The organism is Sphingomonas sp. S-NIH.Pt15_0812, from assembly GCF_003951315.1.
In the GTDB taxonomy this organism is placed as follows: domain Bacteria; phylum Pseudomonadota; class Alphaproteobacteria; order Sphingomonadales; family Sphingomonadaceae; genus Sphingomonas.
Window position 1 is genome coordinate 48940 of the sequence record NZ_QLJH01000022.1, and the last position, 18897, is coordinate 67836.

Below are 18897 nucleotides of genomic sequence, written 5' to 3' on the forward strand. Positions count from 1 at the left end.
ATGTCCCTCCCCGCTCCCGCACCGCTGCCCGAATATCACGGCGTCGACCGCGCCCGCTTCGAGGCCGAGATCCGCCCCGCCGGGGTCCCTGCGATCCTGCGCGGGGTCGGCAAGGGCTGGCCGGCGGTGCGGGCGGCGGAGCAGTCGGACGAGGCGATCATCGCCTATCTCAAGCGGTTCAGCCATGCCGAGCCGGTCGGCGCGGTCGTCGGACCGCCGGAGATCGACGGGCGGTTCTTCTACACGCCCGACCTGTCCGCCTTGAACTTCACGCGCGGCCAGTCGCCGCTCGGGCCGTTCCTCGACCGGCTGCTGCGCGACCGGGGGGCGGAGCGGCCCTATGCCATGGCGGTCCAGTCGGTGCCGCTGCCCGAATTGCTGCCCGGCTTCACCGCCGAACAGTCGACCGACCTGGTCGATGCCGATGTCGTTCCGCGCCTGTGGCTGGGCAATGCGATCCGCGTCGCGCCGCATTACGACCTGGCGGAGAATATCGGCGTGGTCGTCGCCGGCCGCCGCCGCTTCACCCTGTTCCCGCCCGACCAGCTCGCCAATCTCTATATGGGGCCGCTGGAACTGACCCCGGCGGGCACGCCGGTCAGCATGGTCGACCCCGCCGCGCCCGACCTGGACCGCTATCCCCGCTTCGCCGAGGCGATGGCGGTGGCGCAAAGCGGGGTGCTGGCGCCGGGCGACGCGATCTACATCCCCTTCCACTGGTGGCACGCGGTCGACTCGCTCGACCCGGTCAGCATCTTCATGAACTATTGGTGGAATCCCGCGCCCAAGGCGATGGGCAGCCCGTACCATGCGCTGCTGCTGTCGCTGTTCGCGCTGCGCACCCTGCCCGACGACCAGCGGGCCGCGTGGCGGCTGATGTTCGACCATCTGGTGTTCCGCACCGGCGGCGATCCGGTCGCGCACCTGCCGCAATCGGCGCAGGGGGTGCTGGGCCCGGTCGATGCCGACATGGCCGAGCGGATGCGCGCGACCCTGCTCCAGAATCTGGGACGCTGAGCAATCGGGCTCCTGTTCGTGCAGGAGCCCGATACGGGATCAGTCGCGCAGCAGGTCGTTGACGCTGGTCTTGGAGCGGGTCTGCGCATCGACGCGCTTGACGATCACCGCGCAATAGAGCGCCGGCTTGCCGTCGCCGCCGCCCAGCGAGCCGGGCACCACCACGCTGTAGGGCGGCACATGGCCGCGGAAGATCTCGCCCGTCTCGCGGTCGACGATCTTGGTCGACGCGCCCAGATAGACGCCCATCGACAAGACCGCACCCTCGCCGACGCGCACGCCCTCCGCCACCTCGGCGCGGGCGCCGATGAACGCGCCGTCCTCGATGACGACCGGATCGGCCTGGAGCGGCTCCAGCACGCCGCCGATCCCGGCCCCGCCCGACAGATGGACGTTGCGGCCGATCTGCGCGCAACTGCCCACCGTCGCCCAGGTGTCGACCATCGTACCCTCGCCGACATGCGCGCCGATATTGACGAAGCTGGGCATCAGGATCGCACTCTTGCCGATGAACGCGCCGCGCCGCACCACCGACCCCGGCACCGCGCGGAAGCCGGCCTGGCGGAATGCCGCCTCGTCCCAGCCGCTGAACTTGGACGGCACCTTGTCGAACCAGTGGCCGGCCCCCGGTCCATTGTCGATCAGGCTGTTGTCGTTGAGGCGGAAGGACAGCAGCACCGCCTTCTTCAGCCACTGGTTGACGCGCCAGCCGCCCTCGCCGTCCGGCTCGGCCACCCGCGCCGTGCCGGCATCCAGCATCGCCAGCGCCTGTTCCACCGCCTCGCGCACCGCGCCGCCGGTGGTGAAGCCCAGCTCGGTCCGGTTGTCCCAGGCGGTGTCGATGGTGGTGGACAGGTCGTTCATGGCGTCTCCAGGATCTGTTCGAGCCACGGCGCGAGCGCGTGGATGTGGAAATCGATGTAGCTGCGATCGGCGTCGGGGGCCTGTTCGGACCCATTGTCGACCCAGACGGTGGTCATGCCGATCGCCTTGGCCGGCTTCAGGTTGCGCGCCATGTCCTCGACGAACAGGCTTTCCCGGGGGTCGAGGTCGAAGGCGGCGCATAGGCCGGCATAGGCCTCGGGCTGCGGCTTGGGGCGGAGGTTCATCGCGTGGATGTCGTGCACCGCCTCGAAACTGCCGCCCAGCCCCAGCCGCTCCAGCACCTTGAGCGCATAGGGCCCGTCGCCATTGGTGAAGACCAGCTTGCGCCCCGGCAGGCGGGCAAGGGCCGCGACCAGCGGCGCGTCCGCCTGCAACACGTCCATCTCGATATCGTGGACATAGGCGAGGAAGGCGTGCGGATCGACCTGATGCTCGGCCATCAGCCCGGCCAGCGTCGTGCCATGGCCGATGAAATAGGCCTTCTGGATGCGATGCGCCTGGACCAGGTCGACCGACAGCAGCTCGGCGATGAACGCGGTCATCCGCCGGTCGATATGCGCGAACAGATCGGCGCTCGCCGGATAGAGCGTGTTGTCGAGGTCGAAGATCCAGTTGCGGACATGGGAAAGCCGGTCGATCATCGCGGCGGGTCTGTAGGCAAGGCCAGCCTCCGGAGCAAGCGCCGGGACCGTGTCGGCCCTGCTTGGATCGGACGCGCAAATGCTGTAGCGGCGATCCCTTGACGCGAAGGCGCGGGGGCGGTCGGCGGATGGGGTTCAATCAGGCAGGATCGCGCCGCCCGGCCCGCATCGCGCGGCTCGGCCTGGCATCCGTCCTGTGCCCGATGCTGGCGGCCTGTGGCGGGGCGGGCGGGTCGTCGCCGGTGGTGACGCCGCCGCCGATCATCACCCCCGCACCCAGCCCGACTCCGTCGCCCGGTCCCTCGCCCACCCCCAGCAGCTACGAGACGAGCGAATATCGCGCGACCGTGGGCGCGGTGTCGATGAACGCGCTGGCCGCCTATAGCAGGGGCGCGACCGGTGCCGGGGTCGGCGTCGCGGTGATCGACACCGGCATCGACACGCGCAGCGACCAGTTCGCCGGGCGCATCGCCGCCAGCTCCGCCTCGGTGTCCGGAACCGAGGGCATCACCGACCAGAGCGGCCATGGCACCGCCGTCGCCTTCACCATCGCCGGGCGACGCGACGGCCAGGGGACGCAAGGGGTGGCGTTCGATTCGTCGCTGATCGTGCTGCGCGCCGACCGGCCGGGCAGTTGCGCCGCCGGCTCCGGCGCCAATGGCGACAGCGGCTGCAAATTCGCCACCGACGCGATCGCGCGCGGTGTCGATGCGGCGCGGATGGCCGGCGCCCGCGTCATCAACATCTCGCTCGGCGGATCGGACATGCCCGCCAACCTCCAGGCGGCGATCGCGCGCGCCACCGCCGCCGGCATCGTGCTGGTCATGGCCGCCGGCAATGAGGGCGCGGCCAATCCGGATGCGTTCAGCGCCATCGCCAACAATGCCGCGGTCGCGCGCAACCAGGTCATCATCGCCGGCTGGGTCGATTCGCGCGACCAGATCGCCGAGCGCAGCAACCGCGCCGGCAGCGCCGCCGCCCATTATCTGAGCGCGATGGGATCGAACGTGCGCGCGCCCGACCAGAATGGGATCGATTATCTCTGGTCCGGCACCTCCTTCGCCGCGCCGCAGATTTCCGGCGCGGTGGCGCTGCTGGCCCAGGCCTTTCCCAATCTCAGCGGCGCGCAGATCGTCGAGCTGCTGTTCCGCACCGCGCGCGATGCCGGCGCGGCGGGCGTCGACGGCATCTATGGCCAGGGCGTGCTGGACCTGACCCGCGCCTTCCAGCCGGTCGGCGCCAGTTCGGTCGCGGGCAGCACCGCCGCCGTCTCGCTCACCGCCAACGGCACGCTGTCCGCGGTGATGGGCGACGCCGCGCAGACCGGATTGGGGGCGGTGATCCTGGACGGCTTTAGCCGCGCCTTCGCGATCGACCTGGCGCGGACGCTGGCCCATGCCCGGCCGCAGCCGGCGCTCGCCAACGCCCTGGGCCTGGGCGGCCGGTCCGTGGCGGTGGCGCGGGGCGAGACCAGCCTGTCGATGACGCTGTCGGCGCGGGCGTCCGGCGACGCGATCCTGCAACGCAGCGCCCTGTCGGCCGGCGACGCGTCGCGCGCGCGGGTGCTCGCCGGGCTGGTGACGCAGCGGATGGGGCCGGACCTGAGCGTCGGGCTGGGCTTCGCGCAGGGGGCGCAGGCGGTCACCACCAGCCTGACCGGCATGGGCGAGCCCGGCTTCCTGATCGCGGGCGCGACGCTGCCCGGAATTGATGGCGGCGCGCGCCAGAGCGCGGCGGTCCGCCAGCGGCTGGGCGGCTGGGGGGTGACCGGCGCGATCGAGTCCGGGCGGATGCTGGCGCCCGGCACGCTCCCATGGGCCGAGGGCGACCGTGCCGGAACGGGCGGCTACGACCGCGCCCTGTTCGCGCTCGACCGCCGGTTCGGCGCGCTGGCGACGATGATCACCGCCACACGGCTGCACGAGGACGACACGATCCTGGGCGCGCGGCTGGGTCCGGGGCTCGGCGCGACGCGGGCGACGAGCTGGTTCGGCGAGGCGAGCGCGCGGGTCGATGCGGGTGGCGGCTGGTCGCTGGGGGGCCGCTGGCGCCAGGGCTGGACGATCGCGGCGGTGCGCGGCGGGATGCGCGGCGGCGGGCATATCCGCACCACCGCCTTCGCCGCCGACCTGGGCAAGGACGGTGTGTTCGGCGGCGATTCCTTCGGCCTGCGCATCGCCCAGCCGCTGCGCGTCGCCGGAGGCGGCGTCGATCTGGCGCTGCCGACCGGCTATGACTATGCGCGCGGCGCGGTGACCGACTGGACGGTGCAGCGGCTCAACATGACCCCGCGCGGGCGCGAGCTGGACGTGGAGGCGCGCTATGCGGTCGGCGTGGGGATAGGGTGGCTGGAGGCCAATGCCTTCCACCGCCGCGATCCCGGCCATATCGCCGCATTGCCCGCCGATACCGGCGTCGCGCTACGCTATGGGTTCGGCTTCTGATCCAGCGGTCCGCCAGCGCGGCGGGCCAGGGCGGCGATCGCGGTGCGGGTCGGCGTGGTCAGCGATGCGGGCAGCGCGTCCAGCGCGAACCAGCCGATCGCGGCATGTTTGCCCGGCTCGCGATTGACCGGCTCGCCCTGGTAGCGATCGACCCGATAGACCGGTGACAACCAGTGCATGCCCGTCGCCCGATCGATCTGATCGACGACGCAGAGCAGGTCGACCGGGTCGATCGCGATCCCCACCTCCTCGGCGATCTCGCGGCGCACCGCGTCGGCGGCGGGTTCGAACAGGTCGACCTTGCCGCCGGGCAGGCCCCAGCACCCCGCCTCCGGGTCGGTCCGGCGTTGCACCAGCAGCAACCGGCCGTCGACCACGATCGCGGCGCCACAGCCCAGGCGAGGTTCGTTCTGCATGGCAGCGCTCCTGCCCACCGGAACGATCGGCGGCAAGGGAGCCTATGCAAAGCACCAATACGCCTGCCTGCGCAGGCGCCCAGGGTTACCGCATCGCCTTCTTCAGCCGCGCATGGGCCGATGCCTTGATCTGGCAGATGCGCGCCGCGCCGACGCCCAGCACCAGCCCGATTTCCTCCAGATTCAGTTCCTCGACATAATAGAGCTGGATCACCTGCGCCTCGCGCTCGGGCAAGGCGGTGATCGCGGCGATCAGCCGGTCGCGCGTCTGCCCGTCCGACAGTTGCGCGAAGGCGTCCGGCCCATCGTCGGCGAACCAGGGCAGGTCGTCGGCATAGACCTCGTCGATCGAATCGAACCGCACCGCATCGGCGGTCGCATAGTCGGCGCGCAGCCGCTCGACCGACACGCCGATCCGTGCCGCCACCGCCGCTTCCTCGGGAGGGCGGCCGGTCGGATCGGTCAGCGCCGCCACGGCCTGCGCATAGTGCCGCCGCCGCTTCATCGCGCCGCGCGTCGTCGTTGCCTGGCGGCGGAGTTCGTCGATCATCGCGCCGCGCAGCCGCGTCGCGCAATATTGCCGGAAGCTGACCAGCCCGCGATCCTCGAACGTCGCCGCCGCCTCGACCAGCGCGATCAGACCGACCTGCACCAGATCCTCGACCTCGACGATCGTCGACATCGATCCGTGCACATGCCAGGCGATGCGGCGGACCAGCGGCAGATGCTCGCGCACCAGCCGGTCGCGGTCGTCGCCCGGCCGCCGCTTGGGCGCGTAGGTGAGCGGCTGGCCGTCCAGCGCCTGCGCATTCGCGAAGGCCTGGCGCATCGGCTCCGCGCTCATGCCGCCAGCGCCTGGGGCTGGGGCGCGCCGATGATCGCGACGACCTCGACCGCCTTGTCCTCGGGCACCTCGAAGAAGGACAGGACCGGCGTGTCGGGCAGGCAGGTGCGGATCAGCTTGCGGATGGCGACGCGGATCGTCGGCTGCACGACCAGCGCGAAGGGCTTGGCCTCGGCGATCAGCGGCTGCGCCGCCTGGGTCAGCGCGTCGACGATGCGGCGGCCGAGATCGGGTTCGATGACATGGCGGCGGGATGCGTCGGCGCGCATCGCCTGGCCCAGCAAGGCTTCCAAATGTCCCTCCAGCGTCATGACGCGCAGCGGCTCGCGCACGCCGCAGAGCTTCTGGATGATGAGCGGTCCCAGCGCGGGGCGGATCAGCTCGACCAGCTCCTCGGGATCGTTGCTGCGTTGCGCCGCCGTGGCGATCGCCGAGGCGATGCGGCGGAATTCGCGCAACGAGATGTTCTCGGCGAGCAGGCCCTTCAGCACCTGGGTCAGCGCGGTCAGCGATACCGGCTGCGGGCAGAGCGCGGCGACGAGCTGGCCGGCGCGATCCTTCAGCCCGTCGAGCAGCGCCTGCACCTCGTCCGGTCCCAGCAGGTCGGCGGCATGGCTGCCCAGCACATGGTTGAGGTGCGTCGCCATCACCGTGCCGGGATCGACCACCAGATAGCCCGCGCCCGTCGCCGCATCGGCATCGCCCGATGCGATCCAGGTGGCGTCCAGGCCGAAGGTGGGGTCCTTGGCGGGCTTGCCCTGGAGCAGGCCGACCGCCTGGCCGGTGTCCAGCGCCAGCATCTCGTCCGGCGACACCTGGTCCTCGCCGACGACGACGCCGTTGACCAGGATGCGGTAGTGATAGGGCGACAGGTTGATGTCGTCGCGCACGCGGCATTGCGGCACGACGAAGCCCAGTTCCTTGGACAGCTGTCGCCGCACGCCGGTGATCCTGCCCATCAGCGGCGCGCCACGCCGTTCGTCGACCAGCGGCACCAGGCCGTAGCCGATGTCGATATGCACCTGCATCCCGTCGCTCACCTCGTCCCAGCCGATCCGCGACGGGTCGACGGGGGGGACGGCGGCGGGCATCGGTACGGCGACCGGGCGGCGCTCGATCTGGCGCAGCTTCCACGCGGCGAAGCCGGCGATGGCGGCGGCGGGCAGCAGCACCAGATGCGGCATCCCCGGCAGCACGCCGAGCAGCGCCAGGATCACCGCCACCGGCGTCCAGGTCCGCGCGCTGCCGAACTGCGATCCGATCTGGCCGGCCAGATCCTTGTCCGACGCGACGCGGGTGACGATCGCGGCGGCGGCGATCGACAGCATCAGCGACGGGAGCTGCGCGACCAGCGCGTCGCCGATCGCCAGCAGGATGTAGTTATGCGCGGCATCGCCGATCGACATGCCGTGGCTGACCGGGCCCAGGATCAGGCCGCCGACGACGTTCGCCGCCAGGATCATCAGCGCGGCGATCGCGTCGCCCTTCACGAACTTGGACGAACCGTCCATCGATCCGTAGAAATCCGCCTCGGTCGCCACCTCGACGCGGCGGGTCTTGGCCTCGTCGGGGGTGATGAGGCCGGCATTGAGGTCGGCGTCGATCGCCATCTGCTTGCCCGGCAAGGCGTCGAGCGTGAAGCGCGCCGACACTTCGGACACGCGGCCCGCGCCCTTGGTCACCACGATCAGGTTGATGATCATCAGGATCGCGAAGACGAACAGGCCGACCACATAGTCGCCGCCGATCAGGAAGGTGCCGAACGCCTCGATCACATGGCCGGCTGCGCCCTCGCCCTCATGGCCATGGACCAGCACGATCCGGGTCGAGGCGACGTTGAGGCCGAGGCGGAACAGCGTCGCGAACAGGAGGACGGTCGGGAAGGCGCTGAAATCGAGGGGCTTCTGGGCGTTGAGCGCGACCATCAGCACCGCCAAGCTGATCGCGATGTTGGCCACGAAGAAGATGTCGAGCAGCGCCGCCGGGATCGGCACCACCATGACCAGCACGAGCAGCAGGATGGCGAGCGGCAAGGCGCTGCCGCGTGCGGTGGCGAGCAGCTTCATCTCAGCCTCCCATCCGGGCGAGCATCATATAGGCGAGGCGCGCATGATCGGGCCGGGGCCGGAGCAGGCTGTCGCCAGCCGCCGCCCTCTTGCCGTTCAGCTGTCCCAGCGTCGAACGGGCCCAGGTCAGCGCGCTGTCGGCGGTCTCGTTCGCGCCGGTGACGACGGTGGTGTCGTCGCCCATCGCCAAGGCCTGCGCGGCGAAGGCGAGATTGGCGCCCCGCGTCTCCCCGACGCTGTCGCCGCCCGCGCCCAGCTTGTCGGCGAAGCGCTGGTAGATGGCCGATAGCGAGCGCGGCCGGCCGCCATCATCATAGAAGACGCTGCGATTGGTGCGCGCCGCGCCGGGGAACAGGCTGGCGCCGCTGGCCTGCGGATCGGCCCGCATCGCCGACAGGAACTTGTTCGCGCCACCCAGCCCCAGGAAATGCGCCATGTACAGGTCGGTGCCGCTGGCGGCGCGGCCCAGATTGCCCTCCAGCGCCGCCTTGTTGTCGGAGGCATGTTCGGCCGCCATCAGGCTGGCGGCGGCGGGGTCGTTGCGCAGCGCCAGGATCGCTTGACGCGTCGCGCCATCCGCGACGCTGTAGCGCCCGCCCGAGGTGCCGATCGCATCGGCCGCCCAGCCCAGCCCATGTTCGGCGCCATGTTTCTTGACCACGGCCAGCCAGCTCGACTCGATGAACTGGTAGAGGCCCGAGGCGGAGGAGGAGCCGGCGCGGGCGGATGCGTTCAGCCCGCTCTCGACCTTGGCCTGGCCGAGCAGATAGTCGAAATCGATGCCGGTCGCATTGGCGGCATAGGCGATCGCCTGCTGGATACGGCCGGACTGGACTGGATGGACGCTCACGTCGAATCGATACCCCTGTTCGGGGTTCGATCAGCAAGAGCCGTGCCAGATGTCGGAGATGCCTTGTGCGGGACGCGGCGGCGGGCCGGTCACCGATGGACAGGCGGCAAGGGCGGCAACGCTTTGCCGGCCTTGCCGGTGAGGCTTCTGGATGGTGCTACCGTTATTTGCGGGGCCTACCACCATCCCGGTGAAAGCCCGGCCCCTGCCGCCATCCTGTCGGGAAGGCGCGCCCTTCAGGGTACGCGCCGGTTCTCCGCCGCATTGGCTTCGTTCACCGCCCGCGTCTCGCGCACGCGCTGCGCGAAACAGCCCGAGCCGCCGCCGGCACCGACGGTCGAGCAGCTACCGATGCTGTTGACGCCGACGCCGTCGCTCAACACGCCCTGCGCGCGCGCTGCCCAGCTGCGATTTTCCGGCGTGACCTCGAAGTTCCGGACTTCCTTGGGGATGCGGAACTGTTCCTCGGGGCTGCGCCGCTCGCAGACGACGATCTCGTCGCCCGCCGCGTTGGTCGGGCATTTCTCGTTGCCGTAGAGGATCAGCACGCCGTTCACCGGCGCGCCGCGACCAACACCCGCCTGCGTCGTCACCTTGCGCGGCCGCTCCAGACCGGGCAGCGCCGCCCGCGGTTCGGCATCCAGCTCGGTCGGGCGGTTGACCGGTCCGCTCGATGCGGACGCCGGCGGCGTCGTCTGCGCGACCGCCTGCCCCGCCAGCATCAGTCCGGGCGCGAGCAGCGCCAGCATCATGGTCCTCATCGCATCCACTCCTAAATGCGCTTGGCGGTCGCGATCGCGACCTTGCACCCCAATCGGATCAGCCCGGACAGGACCGGATAGCCGAAGGTATTCTCCGCTCCCGCCGCCAGGGCATGGTCGCGATGCTCCAATTCCTCGGCCTGGAACTCGACGATCGCCTCGGACAGTTCGGGGTCCGTGTCGCCCAGTTCGGCGAGCTGCTGCGAATAATGTTTGTCGATCTCGGTCTCGACCGCCGCAGTGCAGGCCATGGCCGCGTCCGGTCCCAGCGCCGCCGTCGCCGCGCCCAGCGCGAAGCCCGCCACCTTCCAGATCGGCTGGAGCAGAGTCGGGCGCACGCCGCGCTCGACGATCATCCGGTCGAAAAAGGCGCGGTGCCGCTCCTCCTGCGCCGCCATATGGTGGATCGCGCGCGCGGCGGGATGCCGGTCGCCCAGCACCGCCAGCTGCCCGGCATAGATGCGGATCGCACCGAACTCCCCGGCCTGATCCACCCGGATCATCGCCTCGGTCGCCTCGTGTCGGTCACCCGGTTTCCAGCTCATCGCGCTCTCCTCACGAGGCTCAAGATGGTGATCGCACCGCCCAACGAGAAGATGGCGTTGAAGCCGGCCAGGGAAATGCCGAACAGGGTCCATTGCGCCTGGTCGCAGCGCACCATCGGCGCCTTCATGATCGCCGCCAGCCGGTCCGCGGCGCTACCGCCGCTGGCACTGACGGTCGAGGTGCAGGCGGTGAAGCCCTGCCACCAATGATATTCGACACCGGCATGAGCGACGCCGATCAGGCCCGACAGCATGATCGCCAGCGCCGCCAGCACCACCATCGGTCGCCGCAGGCTCGGCTGCACCAGCCCGATCCCCGCCAGCACCACCGCGGCATAATGCGGCCAGCGCTGCCAATGGCACATCTCACACGGGTACAGCCCGCCGATCAGCTGCGATCCCCAGGCCCCGACCAGCAGCGCCGCAGGCAACAGCAATGCGAGCCAGTTCGCCCGGTACCAGCGATGCGCGCTATGTCCGATCACTTGGTGCCCGTCTTCGTAACGGAAGTCTTGCCATCGGCGGCCGGCGGCGTGACGCGGGTGGCGGCGGCGACCTGCGCCGGGCCGCCCAGCCGGGCGATCGTCTTCAGCGCATATTGCAGCTGGAAATCTTTCACGCCGTCCTTCTTCAGCTGGTCGGCGGTGGCGATGAAGCGGGGATCGTCCTTGGTATCCTCTTCCAGCACCGCATTGTCCGCCTTCACCTCGTTGATCAGGTGGCGGCGCAGATCGGCCTCGCGGAACACCGGGCGGACCTTGTAGTCGGGGTCGCTAAGCTGCGGCACCCGGATATCGGGCTCGATCCCGCCCTCCTGCACCGAACGGCCGGACGGCGTGTAATAGCGCGCCGTGGTCAGCCGCAGCGCCGTCTCCGGCCCCAGCGGCAGCAGCGTCTGCACCGATCCCTTGCCGAACGAGCGCTCGCCCATCACCAGCGCGCGGTGATGATCCTGGAGCGCGCCGGCGACGATCTCGGAGGCGGAGGCGGTGCCGGGGTTGATCAGCACCACCACGGGCAGGCCATGCGCGTCATCGCCGGGCTTGGCGAAATAGCGTTCGATGTCGGCTTTCTCGCGCCCGCGCTGCGACACGATCTCGCCATGGTCCAGGAACGCGTCGGACACGGCGATCGCCTGGGTCAGCAGGCCGCCGCCATTGTCGCGCAGGTCGACGACATAGCCCAGCGGGCGATGGCCCAGCGCCTTGTCGATCGCCATGATCGCGGCGCGCGTGTCCGCGCCCGTCGCCTCGGAAAAGGTGTTGATGTTGATATAGCCGACATCGCCACGTACTTCCCACTTCACCGGCTTCTGCGTGATGACCTCGCGCATCATCGACACTTCGATCGGCTTGGTCGTGCCGGGGCGCACCAGCGTCAGCGCGATCTTGGTGCCCGGCTTGCCGCGCATCAGGCCGATCGCCTCGTCCAGCGAGTCGCCATAGATCAGCTTGCCGTCGATATGAGTGATGTAGTCGCCGGACTTCACCCCGGCGCGCGCGGCGGGCGTATCCTCCTGCGGCGCGATCACCTTGACCGCGCCGTCCTCCATCGACACCGTCAGGCCCAGGCCGCCGTAATTGCCGTCTGTCATGATCTTCAGGTTCTGGAAATCGAGCGCATCGACATAGCTGCTATGCGGGTCGAGCGAGGTCAGCATCCCCTGGATCGCGCCGTTGATCAGCGTCTTGTCGTCGACCTTGTCGACATAGTCCGCCTTCACGCGGTTGAACACGTCGATGAACCGCTCGAACTCGCCATAATTGCCCGAATCCGCCGCGGCCATCGCCGCCGTCGCCAGCGGGATAGCCGATAGCGCGGCCACGATCGCGGTGGCAGTCAGAAGCGAACGACGCATGGAAAACCCCGACCCGGAAACTAGCCCGCCTGTCTAGCGGATAACGCGCGCGGGAGCAAAGCAGACCGGCGCTGAACCCAGGATGAGCGACGCCGAACGGTTCAGCCGGTCAGCGCGGTCATGTCGACCGGCCGGCCCCGGCGGCGCAGCTCCACCGTGACCCGCGCCGGATCCCCCGCCGCGCCGCCGGTCCGCCCCGCCCGACCGACCGGCTGCCCCGCCGTCACCGTCGCGCCGGGTTCGACCAGCAGATCCGCCATGCCGGTCAACAGGCTGGTCCAGCCATCGCCATGATCCAGGATCAGGATGCGGCCATAGTCCCGGAACACACGCGCATAGCGCACCGTGCCGCCCGCCGGCGCGCGCACCCCCGCGCCCGGCCTCACCACGAAGGTCAGGCCCCGCGCCCGCACGCCGGAATCGGACATTTCGCCAAAACCGGTCACCAATCGTCCCTCGACCGGCAGGCGATAGACGGGTGGTGGTGGCGGCGGCACCACGCTGCCGCTCGCCAGCGGGCGCGGCAGCGGACCGGGCAGGATCGCCAGTTGCGCCGCCGTCACCTCGCCCTGATCGGCCTCGGTCATCCGGTCGATCGCATCGCGGGCCCGCTCGCCCAACGCCAGCGCGCGATCCTCTTCACTCATCGCCCCGCGTCCCAGCACCGCCGCGCGCCGCCGATGCAGCGATTCCAGCGCCGCCAGCGCCACCCGGTCGCGTTGCAGCTTCGCCCGTCCGTCGCGCAGCGCCACGGCCGCGATGGCGGCATCGCGGCGCAGCCCGCGCACGCGGGCCAGTTCCGCCCGCACGCCCATCGTGCGCGCCCGCACCACCGGCAGCGTACTGCCCAGGACAGCGCGCAGATGGACCAGATCGTCGACCGATCCCGGCTGCGCCACCGCCGCGATTGCCGGGCGGCTGGCGAGCGCCTGCAAGCCCGCCAGCAACCGCGCGACCGGCGCCTGCGCCGCCGCCAGCCGGGCGCGCTGCACCGCCAGTCGCCGCTCGATGATCGCCGCGCGCGCACCCGCCGCCGCCAGTGCGGCTTCCGCCCCGCGCACCCGTTCCGCCAGTGCCTGCTCCTCGATCGCCGCGCGCGTGGCGGCGTCGCGTTCGCGCGCCGCCGCGATCGTCAATTGCGCCGCCCGCGCACTGGCCGCCGCCGCCGCGCGCCGCGCCTCGGCGAGAATGCGGCGCTGGTCCGGCATCGGCGTCTGCCCCGCCGCCCCGCTCGCCAGCAGCCAGACGGCGAACAGGCCGACCGCGAGCGACCGCCGCCGTTCAGCCTTCACGATGATAGGGATGGTTGGCCAGGATGCTGGTCGCGCGGAACAGTTGTTCGGCCAGCATCGCGCGCGCCATCAGGTGCGGCCACGTCGCCCGGCCGAACGACAGCAGCAGGTCCGCCTCCTGCCGGGCGGCATCGTCGAACCCGTCGGCCGCCCCGATCAAGAAACGCGCCTCGCGTACGCCATCGTCGCGCCACCGGCCCAGCTTCTCGGCAAAGGCCATGGAACCCAGCATCTCGCCCTTCTCATCCAGCAGGATGCGGCGGCTGTGCGGGACGGTAGCGGGCTCCCGACCGCCCGTATCGGGCAGTTCGGTCACCCGCATCGGCCAAGCGATCCGCTTGGCGTAACGATCCAGCAGTTCGGCCTCGGGCGACCGCCCGATTCGGCCCCGCGCCACGATATGGAGCAGCACGGCGGCGGTCCCTCAGTGTGCGGAGGGGGAGTCCGTGCCCGCGGTCGGCGCGGGGGCGTCCCCGAACGACCACATCCGCTCCAGATTGTAGAAGGATCGCACCTCGGGCCGGAACAGATGCACGATCACGTCGCCGGCATCAATCAGCACCCAGTCGGCGGTCGGCAGGCCCTCGATCCGGGGGCTGCGGCCCATCTCCGCCTTGATCTTCTCGGCCAGCTTGCTGGCCATGGAGGCCACCTGCCGCGTCGAGCGGCCGCTGGCGATCACCATGTGATCGGCGATGGTCGACTTGCCGGCGAGCGGAATGGTGACGGTTTCGACCGCCTGATCGTCATCGAGCGACTCGAGGATCAGGCGATGAAGCGCCTCCACCTCCTGGGCATCGGTGGAACGGGGCACGGAAGGGGTAGTGGCCAAGGGAGCTCCTAGGAGGACTGTCCGCGCGCGAAGCGCCGGTGCCAGTCGGGATCGCCGGCGCGAATGCCGGTGGCGGACGTCGGATCGGGGCGGAACCGCAACAGCACCAGGGCTGGCACACTCCACACCGTCCATCGTTTCGCGGCCGACTGCGATCGCCGGAAACGTCGCAGCCAGGCCATCGCGGGGGCCGCGAGGGCACGACCATCATATCCCGGACGCGCGACAACCGCAATCGGGATCGCACGGGCGATGCCGCGCCAGTCGCGCCAGGCATGAAATTGCGCCAGATTGTCCGCGCCCATGATCCAGATGAAGCGCCGTTTGGGATAGCGCCGCTGCAAGGCGCGGATCGTATCGACCGTATAGCGGGTGCCCAGTCGCGCCTCGATCGCGGTCGCCCGGATCGGCGCGCGGCGCGCCTGTTGCCGGGCGGAGGCCAGCCGGGCCGCCAGCGGCGCCATGCCCTTGGCGGGCTTCAATGGATTGCCCGGCGACACCAGCCACCATGCCTCGTCCAGGTCGAGCGCCCGGATCGCCGCCAGCGTGATCGCCCGATGCCCCCGATGCGCCGGGTTGAAGCTGCCGCCGAGCAGCCCGGTGGTGATCACCCACGCACCTGCCCGGTGCCGCGCCCCAACCACTTATACGTCGTCAGCCCTTCCAGCGCGACCGGTCCGCGCGCGTGCAGCCGCCCCGTCGCGATGCCGATCTCCGCCCCCAGCCCGAACTCGCCGCCATCGGCGAACTGGGTCGAGGCGTTCCACAGCACGATCGCCGAATCGACCTCCGCCAGGAAGCGTTCGGCGAGGCCCACATCCTCGGTGACGATCGCATCGGTGTGGTGCGACCCATGCCGCGCGATATGCGCCAGCGCACCGTCCAGCCCGTCCACCACCGCGACCGAGGCGATGGCGTCGAGATATTCGGTGTCCCAATCCGCCGGCTCTGCCGCCTCCGCGACGCCCAGCGCCTGCGCCGCCGCATCGCCCCGCAAGGTGCAGCCCGTGGCCGCCAGCGCCGCGACCAGCGCAGCGCCCGCCGGATAGGCGCGATCGATCAGCAGCGTCTCCATCGCGCCGCAGATGCCGGTGCGGCGCATCTTGGCGTCGCGCACCACCGCCTCCGCCATCGCCGGATCGGCCGCGCCATCGACATAGACATGGTTGATCCCGTCCAGATGCGCCAGCACCGGCACGCGGGCCTCCGCCTGCACGCGCGCGACCAGACTCTTGCCGCCGCGCGGGATGATCAGGTCGATCAAGCCCGCCGCCGCCAGCATCGCCCCCACCGCCGCCCGGTCGGTGGTCGGCACCAGCTGCACCGCCGCGATCGGCAGGCCTGCCGCGGCCAGCCCCTCCGCGAAGGCGGCATGAAGCGCGCGGTTGCTCGCCGCCGCCTCGCTGCCCCCGCGCAGGATGGTGGCATTGCCGCTCATCACGCACAGCGCGGCGGCATCGACCGTCACATTGGGCCGGCTTTCATAGATGATGCCGATCACCCCGATCGGCACCCGCACGCGCGACAGCGCCAGCCCATTGGGGTGCACCGCACGATCGATCTCCTGTCCGACCGGGTCGTCGAGCGCCGCCACCTGCTCGACGGCCGCCGCGATCGCCGCCACGCGCCCCTCGTCCAGCCGCAGCCGGTCGAGCATCGCGGCGCTCAGCCCGGCCGCCCCGCCCGCCGCGACGTCGCGGGCATTGGCTTCCAGGATCGTCGGCCCGGCCGCCCGAATCGCCGCCGCCGCACTGCGCAGTCCGGCCCGGCGCCGCTCCGATGGCAGCCGCGCCAGCGCGGCGGCGGCGGCGCGGGCGGCGGCCGCCATGGCATCGATCATCTCGGCGGGGGACAGGACAGGATCGGTCATGCCATCCTGCTATCACCGCTCACCGCAAATGCCGAGCGTCGTATCGTCGGTCAGAGCGCGACCGGTCGGACCCGGCCCGCATCCCAGACATGGGTGGCGAGCTGCGCCTGTGGCGTGTCGTCTACTTCCAGCGCCGCGACCGTTACCCAGCCATCCGCCCGCAACGCCGCCGCCTCGTCCTCGGGCGTGCCATGGGGCAGGAACAGCCGACGCCGCTCGACCGTACCCGGCATCACCAGGGCATCGGCATAGATGGAAAAGCCGGTCGCCGCCTCCTCGCGTCCGTCCGGATGCACGACGACATAGGTGCCGCCCCGCCCCAGCTCGCGCGACGCGCCGCTCGCGAACAGGGAAAAGCCCAGCCAGGACTGATATTCGAATCCGTGCCGCTCGGTCGGGTCCAGCGTCATCGTCGCGGACCCGGCCAGCCCCCGCGCGATCGCCGCCAGCCCCGCGATCCGCGAGACCAGCACGCCACCCGCGTCGAACGCCCGCAACCGGTCGAGTGCGGCCTCGAACGGTCCGGTCGCCTCGATCAGCGGCAGATAGGCGGGCGCGATCGCCGCGACGCCGCCGGCATCCTTCGCATCCAGCCGCTCGCGCAGCGTCTCGATCTGCTCTGCCGCGACCGGCATTGGCCCGGCGGCCAGCGTGTCGACCAGATCGGGCAGGGTGAAGTCGATCGATACATCGGCGATTCCCGCCGCCGCCAGCCCTTCCACGGCCACCGCCACCACTTCGCGCGCTGCCGCGACCGAATCGAGGCCGATCAGTTCGGCCCCTACCTGTCGCCGTTCGCGCGCTGGAGCCAGCGCCGGCCCGCGCAACCGCAACACTGATCCCGCATAGGACAGGCGTACCGGCCGGGGATGATGCCCCATGCGCGTCGCCGCGATCCGCGCGACCTGCGCCGTCAGGTCCGGGCGGACTGCCATGGTGGCCTGGCTGACCGGATCGACGAAGCGCACCGCGTCGCGCAATCCGCCCGCCTTCAGCCGCGCCGCCAGTTCCTCGGCGAATTCCGCCAGCGGCGGATCGACGCGTTCATAGCCATAGCGTCGCGCCGCCTCCAGCACGCGCGCCTCCACCGCCGCGGCGGCATCGGCAAAGGGAGGAAGGCGATCGTGGAACCCTTCGGGGAGCAGGCCGGGCTTGGTCATGCCCGCGCGGATAGCGCCACCGGACGCCGAGCGCCACTGTGCAGCGCATCCATCGCGATCATCCGCGCGCGCGTCGCATCCGCTTGCGCAAGGCGCCCGGCATCCAGCGCGCCGCGAACCGCATCCGCCCGGCGGTCCGTCCGACATAGGTGTGGACGGCATCGCCATGCACCGCCTTCCACGCCGCCTCCGCCACCGCCTCGACCGGCGTCAATTCCATGCCGGCCGCGACCACCGTCTCGCGGATCGTCCGGTTGCTCGCCCCGGCAATACCGTCGAGCAGCGGCGTTTCGATGAAGCTCGGCACGATCGACCGAACCTTGATGCCGGCCGCCGCCCACTCGCCGTCCAGCGCCTCGGTCAGCGCCCGCACCCCGAACTTGGTGGCCGAATAGGTCGCCAGCCCCGCCGATCCATAGATGGCGGACGCGGAAGCGGTATTGAGCAGGCACGCTCCCGGTGTCCGCGCCAGATAGGCATGGCCGATCTTTGCACCGTTGATCACGCTCATCAGGTTGATCGCCACCGTCCGGTCGAGATCCTCGAACCGCGCCTCCGTCAGAGGCCCGCCGGTCCCGATTCCCGCATTGTTGTGCAGGACATCCAGTCGCCCGCCGGTCGTCGCGGTGAATGCATCGAGCGCCGCCACCCAGGCATCGCGATCGCGCACATCCATGACATAGGTCTCGACCATGCCCGCCGGCAGCAACCCGGCCGCCTTAGCTAGTCCGGCCGCATCCACGTCCGCCAACCCGACGCGCCATCCCCGCGTCGCGAACAATTGCGCCGTCGCTCGCCCGATCCCCGATGCGCCACCGGTGATGAAGATCGCCTTCACTCGCCTCTCCCTCGATTTTCGGTAGAGACTGAACCGGAAACCGGCGTACGTCCATCGCGATCAGGGGGGTATCGTTTCAAGCGGTCGGCAACGGGGCTTCGAGCGCGGACAAAGAAAAAGGGAGGCCGGTTTGCACCGACCTCCCCAATTCCATTCCCGCGAGGGGGAAATCGCTTACTGACCCGAACCAGCGCCCGGACCGTAGGTGATTTCCACGCGACGGTTCTGCACTTCGCGGACGCCGTCGGCGGTCTGCACGCGCAGGTTGGTCTCGCCGAACGCTTCCGTCGAGATCACGCCGTCGGGGATCGACCGCGAAACCATGTACGCCTTCACCGAGTCGGCGCGACGCTGCGACAGGCCGACATTGTACTTGGGCGAACCCGAGGTGTCGGTGTAGCCGGCCAGCATGACCTGCGCATTGCCGCAGGACTGATACTGGGTGACCGCGTTGTCGAGGATCGACGCTGCTTCCGGGGTGATGTCCGACTTGTTCCACTCGAAGAACACGATGAACGGACCCGGCTGGCACTGCACCACGGGAGCGGGCTCCGGCGGCGGCGGCGGCGGAGCCCGCT

General features: G+C 70.5%; 20 protein-coding genes. 2 read left to right on the forward strand and 18 right to left on the reverse strand.

Annotated features, from left to right (window positions below):
• Window positions 1–1017: a cupin-like domain-containing protein gene (locus tag BRX43_RS14290; protein ID WP_125995769.1), complete on the forward strand. Its 1017-nt coding sequence runs from the start codon at window positions 1–3 to the stop codon at window positions 1015–1017.
• A 39-nt stretch (window positions 1018–1056) separates the two neighbouring features.
• Here the strand turns inward: BRX43_RS14290 and dapD are convergent, their stop codons facing one another.
• Together dapD and BRX43_RS14300 are read right to left on the reverse strand one after the other, a co-directional pair.
• The gene (gene dapD / locus BRX43_RS14295; RefSeq protein ID WP_125995770.1) at window positions 1057–1881 is read right to left on the reverse strand and encodes a 2,3,4,5-tetrahydropyridine-2,6-dicarboxylate N-succinyltransferase; all 825 of its coding nucleotides are present in this window, start codon (window positions 1879–1881) and stop codon (window positions 1057–1059) included.
• Window positions 1878–2543 carry a pyrimidine 5'-nucleotidase gene (locus tag BRX43_RS14300; RefSeq protein WP_125995771.1) on the reverse strand — a complete coding sequence of 222 codons (666 nt, stop codon included), beginning with the start codon at window positions 2541–2543 and terminating at the stop codon, window positions 1878–1880. The genes dapD and BRX43_RS14300 overlap by 4 nt, the downstream gene beginning before the upstream one ends.
• Window positions 2544–2671: 128 nt before the next feature.
• Here BRX43_RS14300 and BRX43_RS14305 point away from each other — a divergent pair, with 128 nt between their 5' ends.
• Entirely contained in the window at window positions 2672–4987 is a 2316-nt protein-coding gene (locus BRX43_RS14305) for a S8 family peptidase (RefSeq protein ID WP_125995772.1), read from the forward strand.
• Here BRX43_RS14305 and BRX43_RS14310 read toward each other — a convergent pair.
• The 16 genes from BRX43_RS14310 to BRX43_RS14385 form a co-directional block, all read right to left on the reverse strand.
• Window positions 4969–5403 (reverse strand): NUDIX domain-containing protein, encoded by a 435-nt coding sequence (locus BRX43_RS14310; protein ID WP_125995773.1) that lies wholly within the window; start codon window positions 5401–5403, stop codon window positions 4969–4971. The genes BRX43_RS14305 and BRX43_RS14310 overlap by 19 nt on opposite strands.
• A gap of 85 nt (window positions 5404–5488) precedes the next feature.
• Window positions 5489–6247: a FliA/WhiG family RNA polymerase sigma factor gene (locus BRX43_RS14315; protein WP_125995774.1), complete on the reverse strand. Its 759-nt coding sequence runs from the start codon at window positions 6245–6247 to the stop codon at window positions 5489–5491.
• Entirely contained in the window at window positions 6244–8313 is a 2070-nt protein-coding gene (gene flhA / locus BRX43_RS14320; RefSeq protein WP_125995775.1) for a flagellar biosynthesis protein FlhA, read from the reverse strand. Before flhA ends, BRX43_RS14315 begins: the two co-directional genes overlap by 4 nt.
• A gap of 1 nt (window position 8314) precedes the next feature.
• Window positions 8315–9163 (reverse strand): lytic transglycosylase domain-containing protein, encoded by an 849-nt coding sequence (locus BRX43_RS14325; protein ID WP_125995776.1) that lies wholly within the window; start codon window positions 9161–9163, stop codon window positions 8315–8317.
• Between the two features lie 236 nt (window positions 9164–9399).
• Complete coding sequence (locus tag BRX43_RS14330) at window positions 9400–9924, reverse strand: hypothetical protein (protein ID WP_241214964.1); 525 nt, start codon at window positions 9922–9924, stop codon at window positions 9400–9402.
• 11 nt (window positions 9925–9935) lie between these two features.
• Window positions 9936–10469: a demethoxyubiquinone hydroxylase family protein gene (locus BRX43_RS14335; RefSeq protein ID WP_125995777.1), complete on the reverse strand. Its 534-nt coding sequence runs from the start codon at window positions 10467–10469 to the stop codon at window positions 9936–9938.
• Window positions 10466–10954: a disulfide bond formation protein B gene (locus tag BRX43_RS14340; RefSeq protein WP_125995778.1), complete on the reverse strand. Its 489-nt coding sequence runs from the start codon at window positions 10952–10954 to the stop codon at window positions 10466–10468. The genes BRX43_RS14335 and BRX43_RS14340 overlap by 4 nt, the downstream gene beginning before the upstream one ends.
• Entirely contained in the window at window positions 10951–12327 is a 1377-nt protein-coding gene (locus BRX43_RS14345) for a S41 family peptidase (protein ID WP_125995779.1), read from the reverse strand. The genes BRX43_RS14340 and BRX43_RS14345 overlap by 4 nt, the downstream gene beginning before the upstream one ends.
• Window positions 12328–12428: 101 nt before the next feature.
• Window positions 12429–13619: a peptidoglycan DD-metalloendopeptidase family protein gene (locus tag BRX43_RS14350; protein ID WP_241214965.1), complete on the reverse strand. Its 1191-nt coding sequence runs from the start codon at window positions 13617–13619 to the stop codon at window positions 12429–12431.
• A complete protein-coding gene (locus BRX43_RS14355) occupies window positions 13609–14031 on the reverse strand; it encodes a 23S rRNA (pseudouridine(1915)-N(3))-methyltransferase RlmH (protein ID WP_125995780.1) in 423 nt (140 codons plus the stop codon). Before BRX43_RS14355 ends, BRX43_RS14350 begins: the two co-directional genes overlap by 11 nt.
• Before the next feature lie 12 nt (window positions 14032–14043).
• Window positions 14044–14433 (reverse strand): ribosome silencing factor, encoded by a 390-nt coding sequence (gene rsfS / locus BRX43_RS14360; RefSeq protein ID WP_125995781.1) that lies wholly within the window; start codon window positions 14431–14433, stop codon window positions 14044–14046.
• A gap of 26 nt (window positions 14434–14459) precedes the next feature.
• A complete protein-coding gene (locus BRX43_RS14365; RefSeq protein WP_125995789.1) occupies window positions 14460–15059 on the reverse strand; it encodes a nicotinate-nucleotide adenylyltransferase in 600 nt (199 codons plus the stop codon).
• A complete protein-coding gene (locus BRX43_RS14370; RefSeq protein WP_125995782.1) occupies window positions 15059–16321 on the reverse strand; it encodes a glutamate-5-semialdehyde dehydrogenase in 1263 nt (420 codons plus the stop codon). The genes BRX43_RS14365 and BRX43_RS14370 overlap by 1 nt, the downstream gene beginning before the upstream one ends.
• Window positions 16322–16371: 50 nt before the next feature.
• Entirely contained in the window at window positions 16372–17481 is a 1110-nt protein-coding gene (locus BRX43_RS14375; RefSeq protein ID WP_125995783.1) for an ATP phosphoribosyltransferase regulatory subunit, read from the reverse strand.
• A 58-nt stretch (window positions 17482–17539) separates the two neighbouring features.
• Complete coding sequence (locus BRX43_RS14380; RefSeq protein WP_125995784.1) at window positions 17540–18319, reverse strand: SDR family oxidoreductase; 780 nt, start codon at window positions 18317–18319, stop codon at window positions 17540–17542.
• Between the two features lie 174 nt (window positions 18320–18493).
• Window positions 18494–18897 (reverse strand): OmpA family protein (locus BRX43_RS14385; RefSeq protein ID WP_164523618.1); only part of this gene is annotated, 404 nt, incomplete at its 5' end.